Raw genomic sequence first — 14,695 nt, forward strand, 5'->3', positions numbered from 1 at the left:
TTGGCTCGGCCGCACCCGAAGTGCCGGCCGAACAAAGCGTTCTGCTTCACTCCGTACCCCGTTGCCTGCCCATTCAGACACGGAGGATCCAACCTCTTTGAAGCACTGGTCAGCGGCGCGGAAGCGCTTTAGGGTGAAGCTCAGAACAGATACTGCCGCTGCCCGCCGGCGAAGATGGAGGTACACATGGATCAGGAAATCGACGTCGACGAAGTGGCTACCGGCGGAGCGGACTTCGGCGGCGAGCGGCTCGACGCAACGGCGGGGCAGGGCCTCGTCGGCCCGCTGCTGGGACGGTTCGACGATGTCAAGAAGATTGCGGTGCTGCGCGGCGGCGGACTCGGCGACCTGATGTTTGCCGTGCCGGCCATGCAGTCGCTGGCCGCCGCCTATCCGGAGGCGACCATCACGCTGCTCGGGGCTCCGCTGCATGCCGCGCTGCTGGGCGGCAGGCCGGGGGCTGTGGACCGGGTCGAAGTGCTGCCCTATGCGGAGGGCGTGCGGCCGGGGCCCGAGGATCCGGTGGCGGTGGAAGAGTTCCTGGCCCGGATGCGGGCGGAGCGTTTCGACCTGGCCGTCCAGCTGCATGGCGGCGGGCGCTTTTCCAACCCGTTCCTGCTCCAGCTTGAAGCCCGGCACACCGTGGGCACCCGGACCGAGGATGCCGCGGCGCTGGAACGGACCGTCCCGTACCTCTATTACCAGCACGAGGTGCTCCGCGCGCTCGAAGTGGTCGGCCTCGCCGGTGCCGCGCCGGTGGCCCTGCAGCCCCAGCTGGCGGTGCTGCCCGAGGAGGAGACGGCAGCTGCCGGCCTGCTGGATGCTGGCCGGCCCTCGCTGGTGACCATTCACCCCGGCGCCTCGGACCAGCGGCGGCAATGGCCGCCGTCGTACTTTGCGCAGGTCGCCGCCTGGGCGGCGCAGGATGGCTGCCAGGTCCTTCTGGTCGGGGGCTCGGAGGACGTGGATTTGGCGGACAACGTGGTTTCCCAGGCACAGGAATTAATGCACGACGCCGGGAGCATCCGTTCCGTGGCCGGGCAGTTGGGGCTCGGGGAACTGGCCGCGTTGCTGCGCGCCAGTGACGTCATGCTCGGAAACGACAGCGGGCCGCGGCATCTGGCCCAGGCTGTGGGCACGCCTACGGTCGGGATCTACTGGGCCGGGAACTTGATTATGGCCGGTGCGCTGGGACGGACGGTGCACCGGGTCCATATGTCCTGGATGACGCACTGCCCGGTCTGCGGATCCGATGTGACGCAGGTCGGCTGGACCGCCGAGCGCTGCGAACACGAGTTTCCGCTGACCGAGCAGATACGCCCCGAAGACGTCTACTCGGACGTCCGCCAGCTTAGGGCCACGAGTCTTCTTCTTCGTGGCAAATAACCATCTCGCGCACCTCGCAGCCCTTCGGCTGTGAGAGTGCGAAGAGGATGGCCTCGGCCACCCGTTCGGGATCGTTGAGCCGGGAGTCGTCCTGCGGCTTGTACTGCTCCGTCCGGTCGTCGAAGAAGCGGGTCTTCATGCCGGCCGGAATCATGGTGGTGACGCCGATCTGCCCGCGGGTCTCCGCCGCGAGCGCGCGGCTGAAACCGACGACGCCGAATTTCGACGCGCAGTAGGCGGTGGCATCCGAGACCGCTTTGATGCCCAGCGACGAAGCCACTGTAATGACCCGCCCATGCGAGGCCATCAGGTGCGGCAGCGCGGCGCGGACCACGGAGACCGTGCCCATCAGGTTCACGCCGATCACCTTGTCCCATTCGTCCGCCGGCACGTCTTCCAGCCGGCCGCAGCGGTCGATACCTGCCGCAGTGACCACGGCATCCAGCCCGTCCAGCGTTTCCGCCGCCTGCTGCACCGCCGCGGTGACGGCCTCGCGGTCGGACACATCGACTTCCAGGCACTTCACGCCGGAGACCCGGCTGACGTCACGGTCCAGCACCACCGGGGTGCCGCCGGCTTCACGGACCGCTTCGACAACGGCGGCGCCGAGGCCGGAGCCACCGCCGGTGACCAGTACGCGGCCGGGATTGTAGGGATTCGTGATGGATTCTGCTGATTTCATCTGTTCCTCCTAGTGGACGTGGATGGTCTTGTTGCTAGCCGACCTTGGCCAGGGCCGCGGCCAGCCGGGTGGTGGAGCGCGCCGGATGGTAGGGAACTGTCACGGCCCGCCCGCCCCAGGTCTGCAGCAGCGCGGCTTCGGGCAGTTGGTCCGCCGTGTAGTCCCCGCCCTTGACCCAAAGGTCCGGCCGAAGCTGTTCGAGTGCTGCCTCCGGGGTCTGCTCGTCGAAGACCAACACCGCGTCCACGCACTCCAGCGAGAGCAGCAGTTCGGCACGGTCCTGCTGGCCCATGATGGGACGGTCTTCGCCCTTGAGCCGCGTAACCGAGGCGTCCGAGTTGAGGCAGACGATCAGGCAGTCGCCCAACCCGCGGGCCGCGGCCAGGGTCCGGGCGTGGCCGGCGTGCAGCAGGTCGAAGCAGCCACCGGTCGCCACTACGGTGCCGCCGGCTTCCCGCGTCTGCCGGGCTACGCGCAGCGCATCCACGCCGCCGCCGTGCAGTTGCTCCGGCGCGGCTTCTTCGCGCAAACTGGCCACCCCGCCGGCGGCAAGGAAGGCGGCCGCCTGTTGCACGGCGCCCTCGGCCGCGGCCGGCAGCGGCTGTCCGCCCATCAGCCCGACGGCGAGCGCACCGGCAAAGCGGTCACCGGCACCGCAGGGATCCCCCGCCTGCACCTTGGGAGCAGGGATTACCTGCGGCAGGCCGTCGTCGGCCAGGACCAATGCGCCGGCGCCGCCGAGCGTAACGATTACCGACCCGCACTGCCAAGTACGGCGCAGTTCCTCCGCTGCCAGGGCAGCCTCGCGGGCGCCGCCTTCCTGCTTTGTAGAAAGCCCGGCTGCGCGGATCGCCTCCGGCAGGTTGGGCGTGACGGCGGTGACGCCGGGTACCGGAATGCTTCCGGAAGGATGCGGGTCCCAGACCACGGGTATCCTGCCTGCCAGGTCCTGCAAAAGCTCACGCAGCCGGGTATTCGCGGCCAGGCCCCGGCCGTAATCCGCCACGACCACGGCGTCGGCCTGTTCGAGGGCGGCGAGCATTCCGTCGGTCACGTCAGGAATCTTCACCTCGCCGCAACCCTCGTCGAACCGCACAACGCACTGGCCGGCGGCACGGATCCGGGTCTTCACCGGTGTGGGCGCGCCGGAGGGGCCGGCAACGACTTCTATCCCTTCAAGGGCGCCGCGCAGCTGCCCGGAGGCGCCGTCGTCGGACAGCACGGTGATCAGCCGGACGGCGTGCCCGTCGCGCTCCAGCATCCGTGCCACCAGCCCGGCGCCGCCGGCCCGGTAGTCCGTCTCCGCCACATCCACCACCGGCACCGGCGCATCCGGGGAAAGCCTGCTGGCGTCGCCGTGCACATCGGCGTCGAGCAGCACATCGCCGACCACCACAATGTTCTTCCGGCTCATGGATGCCTCCTTCTGTCCGTACTGCGCGGACTGGCCGTGCGGCCCGGGCCGGCCGAGATTGTTCCGGCCGCGGTTTCGGCCGCGGTTTCGGCTGCCCGGCGCCGGGACACCTCGGCGTCGAACGCCCGGCAGATGGCGTGCAGGGCCATCAGGTGCCCCTCCTGCACATTGGCCGGCAGCGCATCGATGGCGATGTAGTCGTCGCAGATCCTGGTCAGCGGATTCGGGGCACTGCCGGTCAGCGCCCAGGTGGTCACGCCCAGGCTCCGGGCGGCCTCCACCGCATTGAGCAGGTTGGCACTTTTCCCGCTGGTGGTCAGCAGCACCAGCACATCCCCCTCGCGCCCGTGGCCGCGCACCTGCCGGGCGAAGAGCTGGTCGAAGCCGTAGTCGTTGCCGATCGCGGTGACCGCGGAGGTCTCCGCATGCAGCGAGATGGCCGAGAATGCCTCCCGCTCGCCGTCGAACCGGCCCACCAGCTCTGCCGTCAGGTGCTGCGCCTCCGCGGCGGATCCGCCGTTGCCGGCCGCCAGCAGCCGCTGCCCGCCGAGCAGCCGGTCCGCCAGGTCGATGCCCCAGGCCGCGAGCTGCGGGGCCTGGCTGCGCAGCGAATCAACGGCCGGGGCCACCTGCCCCAAATGCGCCAGCACTGCGTCCAGGCCCTCAACCGTTTCCTCCCCGGCGCCGTCCGGACGCCCGGGGTCGGGTACGGCGGAGGGCACGACGGCGGGACTCGGCACCGGGACCAAGGCGGGGCCCTGTGGCCGGACGTAGGTTTCCAGCTCCGTCTGCGTCCGGCCGGCGGTCTGGCTCCGTGCGGTTGCCTGCCGGCCGCCCGTCTGGGTGGTAGTGATCGATACTGGTCTCACAGTGCTTCCCCTTCCAGCTGGCGCAGTGCCCCGCTCAGGGCACCCGAGTTCAGGGCCAGGTTGTAGGCCTTTTCGGTATCGGCGGCCACGCGGTCCCAGGAGTAACGGGTGCGGACCCGTTTCCGGCCGGCGCGGCCCAGCTCCTGGGCCAGCTGCGGATCCCGCAGCAGCTCTGCCAGCGCGCAGGCCACCGCTTCAGGGTCCTTCGGCGGCACCTGCAGACCGGTCTTGCGGTCCACGACCGTGTCGATCAGACCGCCCACCGAAGCCGCGACCACCGGAACGCCGCACGCCATGGCTTCCAGCGGCACAATGCCGAACGGTTCGTACCACGGCACGCAGACAACGGCGTCGGCGCTGCGCAGCACGGTGGGGATCTTGTCCTGCGGGATCTGGCCGCGCAGCACCACCTGGTCCGCGACACCGAGTTCGCCGGCCAGTTCCATCAAACGCCGCGCTTCAGGATCCCCTCCCAGCCCGTCCGGCCCGGATGCTCCGCCGACCACCAGCAGTTCGACGTCGTCAATCCCTTGGTCTTTCAGCAGCCGCAGCGCGCGGACCACCAGGTCAACGCCCTTGCGCGGCACCAGCCGGCCCACGCTCATGATCCGGTGGCGGCGGCCCCGCGGCTCGACCTCGCCGGTGGCGCCGAACAGCTCCAGATCCACGCCGCAGGGGGCAATGGAAATGTTGCTCCGCGGCACGCCCATGGCGGTCAGTTCGAAGACCTCGTCGGAGCAGGTCGCGATGATGCGGTCCACGTTGCGTCCCACGGACGGTTCCAGCCATGCGCGCTGGGCGGGGCTGGTGTCCTGTACGCCCTGGTGCCGGCGCTTGACCGTGCCGAGGGCATGGAACGTCTGCAGTACGGGCACCGGGTAACCGGAACCGTAGTTGCGCCGGGCGGCGTCGAGGGCGGCGACGCCGGACATCCAGAAATGGCCGTGGACAATATCCGGCGGGTTGCAGTCCCAGTCCGCGGAGATTCCGTCCGCCAGCTGGCCCATGAACGGCAGCAGGTCATCCTTGGACACCGGCTCCGGCGGTCCGGCATCGACATGGACCACTTCCACGCCGGGCCGCATCCGCACGCGTGTGGGCAGGGCGCCATTGTCCCGCCGGGTATAAACGGTGACGGAGTGCCCGCGCTTGGCCAGGGAGGCAGAAAGGGCAGCGACGTGCACGTTCTGGCCGCCGGCGTCCACTCCTCCCAGTACGGCCAGCGGGCTAGCGTGTTCCGAAACCATGGAAATCCTCACAGCTCTCTCCTCTCGTTCGCTGCAATAACCCTGCCGGCGTGTGTCCTTGTTTCGGCCAGGACCGCGTCCCAGTTGTCCAGGAAGGCGGCCAGTCCGTGCCGCTGCAGCACGGTTTCGCGTGCCACTGCGCCGCGGGCCCGGGCCTCCTCGGGTTCCTGCACCAGCCTTGCCGCTTCCCGGCGCAGTTCGTCCACATTCGTGGAGATGGCGCCGGCCTCCGGCGGGACCGCACGGGCAGCTTCGGTGGTGGCCAGCGCGATGACCGGCATGCCCAGATGCATGGCTTCCAGCAGGGCCAGGCCCAGCGAGGTCCAGCGCAGCGGATGCACGTACGCGCGGCAGCGCGCCAGTTCGGCATGCAGCAGCTTGCCGGGCAGGTCGCCGCGGACGGTCAGCTGGTCAGGTCCCAGGCCGGTTGCCGAGGCGAGTTCGTCCGTGCCCATGCCGAAGACTTCCAGATGGCCGGCCAGCGCGAACTCGGGCAGCAGGTCCGTACCGGTCACCCGCCAGCGGCGGACGGGTTCGTTGACCACCACGGCCAGATGGTCCAATTCGCCGGTATAGAGGTGCCCGGGGTCCACCACGCCGTGCTCGATCACCGTGGTGGGCGCGGTGCCGCAGTCCCAGAACAGCCGGTTGAAGTGGGTCACGTGCACCACCGGAATAGCTTGCTGGTCCGCCAGCGGATGCAGCGAGTTGGGGACATCGCCCTTGGGCGTATTGTGCTCCAGGAAGACCGCGGGAATGTCGCGGCCCGGGCGCCTTCCCAGCAGCCGCTCGCATTCGGCCAGTTCCTCCGGCCGCTGCAGCACGACGACGTCGATATCCTCCTCGCGCAGGTCCTCCGGCGCGACGTCGCGGACATTTTCGGGCCAATCGCGGCCGGCCCGGCCCAGGCCCCAGGGTCCGCCGTCGGGCGTTGCGGGCAGCAAGTAGTCGTGGCGGCCGCGCACAAACGCGTCGGTCCAGCCGCCGTGGACGTGCCAAAGCAGTATTCTCATGCGTTCCTCGTCTCTCTGCGGGTGGGCAAGGACGTAACTCCGGTGGTCAGCCGCTGCACGGCCGCCACCACTTCTTCGGGTTCGACACCGGACAGGCAGGGGTGGCCGGGCACCGGGCAGACGCGGGCGCGGCTGAGCCGGCATGGCGCGTTCTGGTCCCCCAGCAGTTCCAGCGGCACTTTGTACGGCGCCCAGCGCACGGCCGGAACCACCGGGGCGAAAAGACTGACCACGGGAGTTCCGACGGCGGCCGCCAGGTGCGCCGGACCGGTATTGCCGGTGACGACGGCGGAAGCACCGGCCAGCACTCCGGCCAGGCTGTGCAGGTCGGTCTGCCCGCCCAGATCGAGGGCGTCCGGGCCCGCCACCGTCGCGGTCAGTTCCGCCTCTGCGGGACCGCCCGTGACCACCACGCGGTAGCCGGCGGCGATGAGCAGTTCCACCGCGGCCGCATGGTGCAGCGGCGGCCAGGCCCTCGCCGGGACGGCCGCTCCGGGATGGACGACGATGTACGGATCGGCGCCAACCAGCCAGCCGACATCCGGAACGTCGCGCACGCGCAGCCGTCCGTTGTCGTTAGCCGGCAGGCGGTAGCCCGCGGCCGCGGCGATCTGCAGGGCGCGCTCGGCCTCCGGCTGGTCTTCGGGAAAGTCTTCACCGGGCTTGAGCCGCGCATCCAGCAGCGAGCCGGCATAGTCGGTGGACGCCGCGGTAATCCGTTCCACCCCGGCCAGCCGCAGCAGCATGGCCAACGGCAGCGGGGACTGGTGGAACGACGTCAGGATCACGGCTTCTTCTATCTGGCGGCCGCGCACCCAATCGCACAGCTCCGCGAGGTGGTCCTCGGTGACCGGCGGCGCCGGATCCACGATCCACGGGCTGGCCCAGGTGAACACGTCGGTAACACCCGGCAGCAGCTGTGCCGCTGCGGTCCCCTGCGGTCCGCACAGCATCAGGACCTCGTTGGGCCGGCCGGCTATGCCTGCGGCGACGGCCCGGACGGCAGGACCGGCGAGCAGCACGTCCCCAGCGCTGTCCAGCCTGGCAACCAGCACCCGGCTCATAGGCTGCCCCGGACCACGTCGCCGTCCCGGACCAAGCCAGCGTCGCTGAATACACCGTCCGGCAGCAAACCGGTTCCCAGCAGCAGCTCAAGGGCCGCTGCCAGATCCGGCGCGACCAGCTCCGCCGCATTGATTTCCTCCACACGTGTCACCGGAGTCGGCACCAGCACACCGGTTGCTCCGGCTGCAGCCGCCGCCTCGACGTCGGCACCGATGTCGCCGATGAAGGCGACTTCGGACGGCTGCAGGCCGAGCTGGCGGCAGGCGCTGAGGATCATCCCCGGCGCCGGCTTCCGGCACTCGCAGCCGTCCGCCGGACCGTGCGGGCAGACTTCCCAGAGGTCGAACGGTCCCAGCAGTTCCTCGACCCGGGCGTTGACCGCGTCGACTTGCGCGCGCTGCAGCAGGCCGCGGGCAATGCCCGATTGGTTGGTCAGCACGCCGCAGCGAAGTCCGGCGCGGCGGACCGCATCAAGGACCTCGCCGGCACCGGGCATCGGCTGGACCAGTTGCGGGTCCGCGTTGTACGGAACGTCCACCACCAGCGTGCCGTCCCTGTCGAAGAGGACGGCCTGCGGCGGATCAATAACGTGGCGACTCATACCAGCACTGTTCCCGTAGAAGCAGCGGCCTAAACACTTCCGCTGCTACTTCTTTTACTTCTTCTCCCGGCTTGCCCCGCTCGCGCCGGTCCGGCCGCGGCATGTGGCACCATAAAACGAACACCGATCGAAAGGACTCTGCACCACCATGGAGCAATTGATGCGGGACGGACTGGAGCCCGACGGCAGACCGGAACTGCTGGTGCTGCGCGCCTTGAAGCTCGGCGACCTGCTGGTGGCGGTTCCTGCCCTGCATGCCCTGCGGCGGGCCTACCCGGAGCACCGCATCATTTACGCCGCCCAGGGCTGGCTCCGTCCGATGATCGAGCTGGTCGGCTCCGTGGATGACCTGCTGGATACGCACGGCCTGGACGTTCCGTTAGCGCTCTCCCCGGGACGGGTGGACATTGCCGTGAACCTGCATGGCAGCGGACCCGAGAGCCGCGGCCGGATTAGGGCCTTGCAGGCCAAACGAATCATTGGCCATCTGTCCGAGGAGTGGGACGGTCCGTGTTGGCAGGACGGCGTCCATGAACGCGAGCGCTGGGCCCGGCTGGTCCACTGGCATGGCATTGACGCCGATCCCCTCGACTACCGGCTGCAGCCACCGGCGGTAGCCAGCCCCCGACCCGGTGCTGTGGTCATCCACGTGGGCGCGGCCTACGGCAGCCGGCTCTGGCCCGTGGAACGCTTTGCCCAAGTCGCCCGTGAATTGGCCGCTGCCGGGCATGAGGTGCTCTTTACCGGTAGCAGCGGCGAGCGGCCGCGCGCCGAAAAAGTGGCAGCGGCCGCCGAACTTCCCGCCGAAACCGTGGTGGCGGGCGAGCTGGGACTGGGGCAATTCGCGGCGGCCGTCGCGGAGGCTGCACTGGTCATTTCGGCAGATACCGGAGCCGCCCATCTCGCCTCCGCGTATGGCCGTCCCTCCGTGGTGATCTTCGGGCCGGCCCCGGTAGCCGAATGGGGTCCCCCGCCCGGACCGCATATCGTGCTGACCAAAGAATCGCTTCGCGTCGGGGACACCTTTTCCGACCAGCCCGACCCGGCGCTCCTGGCGGTCAGCGTGCAGGACGTACTCTCCGCGGTGTCCCGGCTGGGCCTCTAAGAAACCTGGGCTCGGAGGAGCCCCTCCGGCCGGGTGGAACTATGCAGTGCGCACGCCCGCGCCGTTGTCGGCGTCGTGGTCTTCCAGCAGCTGGCGCTGCAGCTTCACCAGGATGCGGGCCAGCGCACGGGAAACCTGCATCTGCGTCATCCCGACCCGCTCGCCCACCTGCTGCTGGGATTCCTCCTCGAAGTACCGGTAGTACAGCAGCTGCTGCTCGCGCCGGCTGAGCTCGCGGATGGCACCGCGCAGCATGAGCCGCTCCTCCGCCTTGTCCAGCCTGTAGTCATGGCCGCCCAGCGAGTCGGCCAGGTTCCGGCCATCGGCATCCGCTTCCAGCGATTCCGGCCGCAGACTGTTCTGGCAGTTCAGGGCCTCGGCTACCGACTCCAGGCTTTCCCCCAATTCGTCCGCCAGCTCCGACAGAACGGGATCCCGCCCCAGCCGCTGGGCGAGGGCCGGCCCGGCTTTGGCCGCCGCCGTGCGCAGGTCCTGGATGTGACGTGGCGGCCGGATCACCCAGCAGCTGTCCCGCAGGTACCGCTTGAGTTCGCCGGTCACCGTGGGCATCGCATAGGCGGGAAATTCGGTCCCGCGTTCAGGATCGAAACCCCGCACTGCCTTAAGCAGTCCCATCCGGGCAACCTGCTTCAGGTCATCAAGCTCGCGTCCCGTTCCCACGTAGTTCCGTGCGGCCGTTTCCGCGATGTCCAGGTGACCCAGCACCAGTTCCTCTTCCAGCGCCAGGCGCAGCGAGCCCTTTGCCCGTCGCGCCTGGCGAAAGAGTACCTTGTTGTTGCTGGTGGCAAGCTGCATAACCGTTGACTCTCCTGATCAGGGGAACCACGCGGCGTGTCCGCGTTCCACTTCAGGGAAACATAAGCATGCTTACATATCAACGGTTCTTCAGAAAAAGGCTGCCGGAAAATCTTCTCCTACCCGGGGAGAAGAAGGTATAAGCCGAAGAAGCAGTCCAGGCGATGTGCAGGTGGAGCGGCCGGAAGGCGCCGGCATAATTGCCCGCCTGCACCCTGCCCATCCGGCAGGCAGGGGAAAGCTTCGGCAGCAGCAGCACAACGACGTTGACACCCTCCAGCACACAGCGCACTTCGGAATAGATGGCCGTCGCACTGCGGCTCGAAGGTCCGGGCAGGTAGCCGAGCATCTCGAGGGCCTCGACCTCAATGTGCCCCGCCTCGCGCAGATCCAAGGCGAGGGAGACATCCGCCGCCAGGGAGCGCGGCCGCTTCAGGACGCACAGCAAAGCCTGGCAACTAGCGGCTGTCAGGCAACCCCGGACATCGATCCGCGCGGATTTCAGGTCGGCATCAAGACCGACGACGAACTGCAGTTTGTGATCCATTGATCAGTCCCCTGATCAGTCCCCGAAAGAAAGGCAGTACGGTAGGGGGCACCCCGCCCCCAGTCAACCAGACTGTGCGGTACATCACAAAGCAGCGGTCAGCTGCCGGAGCGTTCTGCTGCCGCTTCACTCTTCGGCTGCCTGGAATCGACGACCTTCAACCCGATCACGCAACCGATGATCCCGACGAGGAAAAGAACCTTCAGCAGCCCCGCGGCCTCACCTGTAATGGCCACCGCGTAGGCGACGGTCAGCACCGCCCCCACACCTGTCCAGACGGCATAGGCCGTGCCGATCGGGATTCCCCGCATGGCATAGCCCAGACCCACCATGCTCAGGGACAGGGCGATAAAGAACAGCACTGTCGGTTCCGGCCGCGACAGCCCCTCCGACCCGCCGAGGGCCGTTGCCCAGACGGCTTCCAGTACGGCACTGATAAGCAAGACGGTCCAATACATGGGCTCAACCCACCGCCTTCAGGCCTACCACGCAACCGATTATGCCCAGCAACAGCAGCACCTTCGCCCACGAAACCGCCTCGCCGCCGAAGGCCATCGAGTAGGCGGCCGTGAGCACGGCACCCACGCCGACCCAGACTGCGTAAGCGGTGCCGACCGGGATCGCCGTCATCGCGTAGGCCAGGCCGGCCATGCTGACGATCATCGCCACGAAAAACGTGATCGTCGGCCACAGCCGGCGGAAGTTCTTTGAGAGCCCCAGTGCCGTCGCCCACACCGCTTCGAGCACACCGGACAGGATCAGTATTATCCATTCCATCGGAAATCCTTTGGCCAGTCTTGTCGCTCACCGGGTACTGATCCGTCGTCCGGAGACCTGCGGTTTCGAGGTCTTGCTACGAAGATATCAACGTACGACGGCGGCGGCTGGATTTGGTTGCCAATGTCACCACCAGAAGCGGCCAGCCGTGGCCGAAGGAGCGGCCCGCGTGGCACGATGGACAAATGGAGAACCCGGAACCGCCGGACAGTTACCGGCTCAACGCCGGTGCGCCGACGGACGCCGACATCGATCAATACCGCCTGCTCAGCGCCAATGCTGCCGCCGGCGTCGGCGTTGTCTCCACCAACTGGCGCGGGCGGGACTATGCCGCAACGGTCACCGGCCATCTGTCGGTCTCCTACGATCCGCCCACCATGCTGGTCAGTCTTTACGGTGAATCCCGCATAGCCGAGGCAGTATCCGAAAGCGGGAGGTGGGCGCTGAGTCTGCTCGCTGGCAGGCAGCAGGGTATCGCGAATTGGCTGGCCAGTCCGGGGACACCGTTGGAGGGGCTGCTGACCCAGGTCCCGTACCGGCGCGGGGCCGCCTCCGGCGCCGTCATTGTCGATAATGCCCTGGCCCATTTCGAACTACGGACCACGCAGATCCACTCAGCCGCCACGCACCTGCTGGTCGTCGGCGAAGTGCTCGCGATGGGCTCCGCCGCCTCGGGTGCGGACGAACTCGACCCGCTTGTCCATTTCGGTTCCGCCTACTACCGGCTGGAACGCTGATAACAGAGGATCAGGTGATCATGACCGCAGCCAGCAGCACAGGAAGTCCCCGGGACGGCCGCAAGTTCCCGCCGCCGGACAGCGACCGCAAGCCCGATTCCCCCACCGACCTGACCAAACCCGCCTGGGGCTACATCGTCAAGCGCACCATCCGTGAGTTCAGCTCGGACCGCTGCACGGATCTGGCCGCGGCCATGACCTACTTTGCCGTCTTGTCGGTCTTCCCCGGGCTGCTCGCCGTCGTCTCCCTTCTCGGCGTCGTCGGCCAAGGGGAAGCCACAACCCGGGCCATCATTGAGATGTTGGAAAGGCTGGGTGCACCGGAAAACGCCGTCGGACTTATCGAAGGGCCTATCAACCAACTCACCACGTCCACGGCGGCCGGGCTGACGTTGGCCGTTGGTGTCATCGGTGCCATCTGGACCGCGTCCGGCTATGTGCGCTCCTTCGGCCGGGCTATGAACAATATTTACGAAGTGCCCGAGGGCCGGCCGATCTGGAAGCTCTACCCGATCATGCTGGGTATAACGCTCTCGCTGGTCATTGCGGTGGTCCTGATGATGCTGTTCTTCCTGCTCTCCGGCCAGGTGGCCGAAACCATCGGCAGCATGATCGGGCTCGGCGAAACAGCACTCCTTACCTGGAACATTGCCAAGTGGCCGCTGATGGTGCTGCTGTTGGTGGTCATGATCGCTCTGTTGTACTACGCCACGCCGAATGTGCAGCAACCCAAATTCCGCTGGATCAGCATCGGCGCCTTCGTCGCCATCCTGGTCATGGCCGCGGCGACCGCCGGATTTGGTTTCTACGTCTCGAACTTCGGCAACTACAACGCCACCTACGGCACCATCGGCGGCGTGATCGTACTGCTGCTGTGGATCTGGATCATGAACGTGGTTCTGCTCTTCGGCGCCGAACTCGACGCCGAAATAGAACGCGGCCGCCAGTTGCAGGCTGGTATCGAAGCGGAGGAGACGCTGCGCCTGCCTCCGCGCGATACCCGCCAGACGCTGAAGCTCCGCGATAAGGAACTCGAGCTGGTCAACGACGGCCGCGAACTACGGCATATCCATTCACATACTAATTACAGGGAGGGCTGAACTTCGTCCGATACCGAGTCCTTGGCGTCACGGGCATCAAGCTCGACCCGGAGTTCTTCGCTACGGAATTCGGTTTCCGGATCCGGTAATCCCAGCTGCAGGTATTCCCGCTCCACTTGGCGCAGAATACGGCTGTTGAGGATTTCCAACTCTGTATCCGGTACTTTGCTGAGGTCCTGCGGAAAGCCTTCCTCTGGGGGAAGGAGGCGCTTCGGGGCCATGGTTCACTCCAATAATTTTCAAGAGAGCCACAGGCTGTTGCTTAACCTGAAATCTGAACGTAGCAGAAGCAGAAGAAGTCCACAATGATTCCGCCTTGGACTTGACGTACCCGTCAGAAACATTTAGGCTCTGCGCCCCATACATTGCACATTGAGGTGGGCCGCGCCCTTGAGGGCTAGAATTTCAACGAAAGCGTGCATCAACACCTCCGGCTGCTCCGGATCGCAGCCCCTATCCGGTAACGGCAGAATAACAATATTTATGCGGGTTTACGTAGAACAGGCTGAAAAGCGGCCAGAAGAGCGGTGGGGCGTCAACCTTTCCGCCATTCTCCACTGGTGATATGCGAGCCGGCCTGCGGCCCCATTTGCAGCATGCCGCCATCGACCGACCAGGATGCCCCGGTCACGTAGCTGGCTTCCTGCGAAGCCAGGAACGTGATCACGGCCGCTACTTCCCGGGCGTCCCCCGGCCTGCCCAACGGGATGCCCGGCCGGTCCTTCGCTCGGGGATCTTCGTCGGTCTGCCCAGTCATGGGTGTAGCGATTTCGCCGGGTGCAACGGCATTCGCAGTGATGCGGTGCTCGCCCAGCTCCAGCGCCATAGTTTTTATCAGCCCGCCCAGTCCGTGTTTGGCGGCGTCGTACGCAGAGGACCCCACGCGCGGCTGGTGTTCATGCACACTGGTTACGGCAATGATCCGCCCGCCATTACCAGCCGCCACCATCTGCCGCGCCGCCCGCTGCATGCAGACGAATGCGCCGTCGAGATCGGTGGCCACGACTTGGCGCCAGGTATCGTAGCTGGTGTCCAGGAACGGTTCGCTGGCTCCGGTGCCCGCGTTGTTGACGAAGACGTCAAGCCCGCCCAGCTCCTCCGCGAGCCTATCGATGATGTCGCCGCAATCAGGCAATTCGGTGGCATCCAGCCGGGCAACGGTGGCACGCCGCCCGCACGCGCGGACCTCCGCAGCGGTATCCTCGGCGCCAGCTTCGTCCAGGTGCCAGGTGACGCCGATGTCCATACCGGCTTTGCCGAGCGCGACGGCGGTTGCGCGCCCGATGCCTGAATCCGAGCCGGTCACGATTGCTGTTCTGGGTTTGAACTCGCTCAT

17 protein-coding genes and 1 riboswitch are annotated in these 14,695 nt (G+C 67.2%); of the genes, 4 read left to right on the forward strand and 13 right to left on the reverse strand.

Features of this window, described 5'->3' with window-relative positions; all coding sequences use genetic code 11:
* Positions 1-186 precede the first annotated feature (186 nt).
* Positions 187-1,386 (forward strand): glycosyltransferase family 9 protein, encoded by a 1,200-nt coding sequence (locus AC5RWO_RS15010; protein ID WP_498732242.1) that lies wholly within the window; start codon positions 187-189, stop codon positions 1,384-1,386.
* Here the strand turns inward: AC5RWO_RS15010 and AC5RWO_RS15015 are convergent.
* Genes AC5RWO_RS15015 through AC5RWO_RS15045 form a run of 7 tightly spaced genes read right to left on the reverse strand, consistent with a single transcriptional unit; the run spans position 1,352 to position 8,277 of the window.
* Positions 1,352-2,068: an SDR family oxidoreductase gene (locus AC5RWO_RS15015; protein ID WP_498732244.1), complete on the reverse strand. Its 717-nt coding sequence runs from the start codon at positions 2,066-2,068 to the stop codon at positions 1,352-1,354. The genes AC5RWO_RS15010 and AC5RWO_RS15015 overlap by 35 nt on opposite strands.
* 34 nt (positions 2,069-2,102) lie before the next feature.
* Positions 2,103-3,482, reverse strand: coding sequence for a PfkB family carbohydrate kinase (locus AC5RWO_RS15020; protein ID WP_498732245.1), 1,380 nt, complete (start codon positions 3,480-3,482; stop codon positions 2,103-2,105).
* The gene (locus tag AC5RWO_RS15025; protein ID WP_498732247.1) at positions 3,479-4,351 is read right to left on the reverse strand and encodes a D-sedoheptulose-7-phosphate isomerase; all 873 of its coding nucleotides are present in this window, start codon (positions 4,349-4,351) and stop codon (positions 3,479-3,481) included. Before AC5RWO_RS15025 ends, AC5RWO_RS15020 begins: the two co-directional genes overlap by 4 nt.
* Complete coding sequence (locus AC5RWO_RS15030) at positions 4,348-5,610, reverse strand: glycosyltransferase (protein WP_498732249.1); 1,263 nt, start codon at positions 5,608-5,610, stop codon at positions 4,348-4,350. The genes AC5RWO_RS15025 and AC5RWO_RS15030 overlap by 4 nt, the downstream gene beginning before the upstream one ends.
* Positions 5,607-6,611, reverse strand: coding sequence for a glycosyltransferase (locus tag AC5RWO_RS15035; protein ID WP_498732250.1), 1,005 nt, complete (start codon positions 6,609-6,611; stop codon positions 5,607-5,609). The genes AC5RWO_RS15030 and AC5RWO_RS15035 overlap by 4 nt, the downstream gene beginning before the upstream one ends.
* Positions 6,608-7,675 carry a glycosyltransferase family 9 protein gene (locus tag AC5RWO_RS15040; protein ID WP_498732252.1) on the reverse strand — a complete coding sequence of 356 codons (1,068 nt, stop codon included), beginning with the start codon at positions 7,673-7,675 and terminating at the stop codon, positions 6,608-6,610. The genes AC5RWO_RS15035 and AC5RWO_RS15040 overlap by 4 nt, the downstream gene beginning before the upstream one ends.
* Positions 7,672-8,277 carry a D-glycero-alpha-D-manno-heptose-1,7-bisphosphate 7-phosphatase gene (locus AC5RWO_RS15045; protein ID WP_498732254.1) on the reverse strand — a complete coding sequence of 202 codons (606 nt, stop codon included), beginning with the start codon at positions 8,275-8,277 and terminating at the stop codon, positions 7,672-7,674. The genes AC5RWO_RS15040 and AC5RWO_RS15045 overlap by 4 nt, the downstream gene beginning before the upstream one ends.
* Positions 8,278-8,425: 148 nt before the next feature.
* On the opposite strand from AC5RWO_RS15045, the gene AC5RWO_RS15050 reads away from it, so the two are divergent.
* Positions 8,426-9,382, forward strand: a complete 957-nt coding sequence (locus AC5RWO_RS15050) for a glycosyltransferase family 9 protein (protein ID WP_498732255.1) — start codon at positions 8,426-8,428, stop codon at positions 9,380-9,382.
* Between the two features lie 39 nt (positions 9,383-9,421).
* Here AC5RWO_RS15050 and AC5RWO_RS15055 read toward each other — a convergent pair whose 3' ends face one another.
* The 4 genes from AC5RWO_RS15055 to AC5RWO_RS15070 all read right to left on the reverse strand — a co-directional run bounded on the left by AC5RWO_RS15055 (position 9,422) and on the right by AC5RWO_RS15070 (position 11,522).
* A complete protein-coding gene (locus AC5RWO_RS15055; protein WP_498732256.1) occupies positions 9,422-10,198 on the reverse strand; it encodes a sigma-70 family RNA polymerase sigma factor in 777 nt (258 codons plus the stop codon).
* A gap of 79 nt (positions 10,199-10,277) precedes the next feature.
* Complete coding sequence (locus tag AC5RWO_RS15060) at positions 10,278-10,745, reverse strand: hypothetical protein (RefSeq protein WP_498732258.1); 468 nt, start codon at positions 10,743-10,745, stop codon at positions 10,278-10,280.
* Between the two features lie 98 nt (positions 10,746-10,843).
* Positions 10,844-11,203 (reverse strand): DMT family transporter, encoded by a 360-nt coding sequence (locus AC5RWO_RS15065; protein ID WP_498732259.1) that lies wholly within the window; start codon positions 11,201-11,203, stop codon positions 10,844-10,846.
* A gap of 4 nt (positions 11,204-11,207) precedes the next feature.
* Positions 11,208-11,522 (reverse strand): DMT family transporter, encoded by a 315-nt coding sequence (locus AC5RWO_RS15070; protein WP_498732260.1) that lies wholly within the window; start codon positions 11,520-11,522, stop codon positions 11,208-11,210.
* 9 nt (positions 11,523-11,531) lie between these two features.
* A riboswitch (guanidine-III (ykkC-III) riboswitch) is annotated at positions 11,532-11,599 on the reverse strand.
* 108 nt (positions 11,600-11,707) lie between these two features.
* Here AC5RWO_RS15070 and AC5RWO_RS15075 point away from each other — a divergent pair.
* Both AC5RWO_RS15075 and AC5RWO_RS15080 read left to right on the forward strand, forming a co-directional pair.
* Complete coding sequence (locus tag AC5RWO_RS15075) at positions 11,708-12,259, forward strand: flavin reductase family protein (RefSeq protein ID WP_498732261.1); 552 nt, start codon at positions 11,708-11,710, stop codon at positions 12,257-12,259.
* A 20-nt stretch (positions 12,260-12,279) separates the two neighbouring features.
* A complete protein-coding gene (locus tag AC5RWO_RS15080) occupies positions 12,280-13,359 on the forward strand; it encodes a YihY/virulence factor BrkB family protein (RefSeq protein ID WP_498732262.1) in 1,080 nt (359 codons plus the stop codon).
* On the opposite strand, the gene AC5RWO_RS15085 is transcribed toward AC5RWO_RS15080, so the two are convergent.
* Positions 13,344-13,580, reverse strand: a complete 237-nt coding sequence (locus AC5RWO_RS15085) for a hypothetical protein (protein ID WP_498732264.1) — start codon at positions 13,578-13,580, stop codon at positions 13,344-13,346. The genes AC5RWO_RS15080 and AC5RWO_RS15085 overlap by 16 nt on opposite strands.
* 314 nt (positions 13,581-13,894) lie before the next feature.
* A complete protein-coding gene (locus AC5RWO_RS15090) occupies positions 13,895-14,695 on the reverse strand; it encodes an SDR family oxidoreductase (protein WP_498732265.1) in 801 nt (266 codons plus the stop codon).

This window comes from Arthrobacter sp. B055-34 (assembly GCF_059090425.1).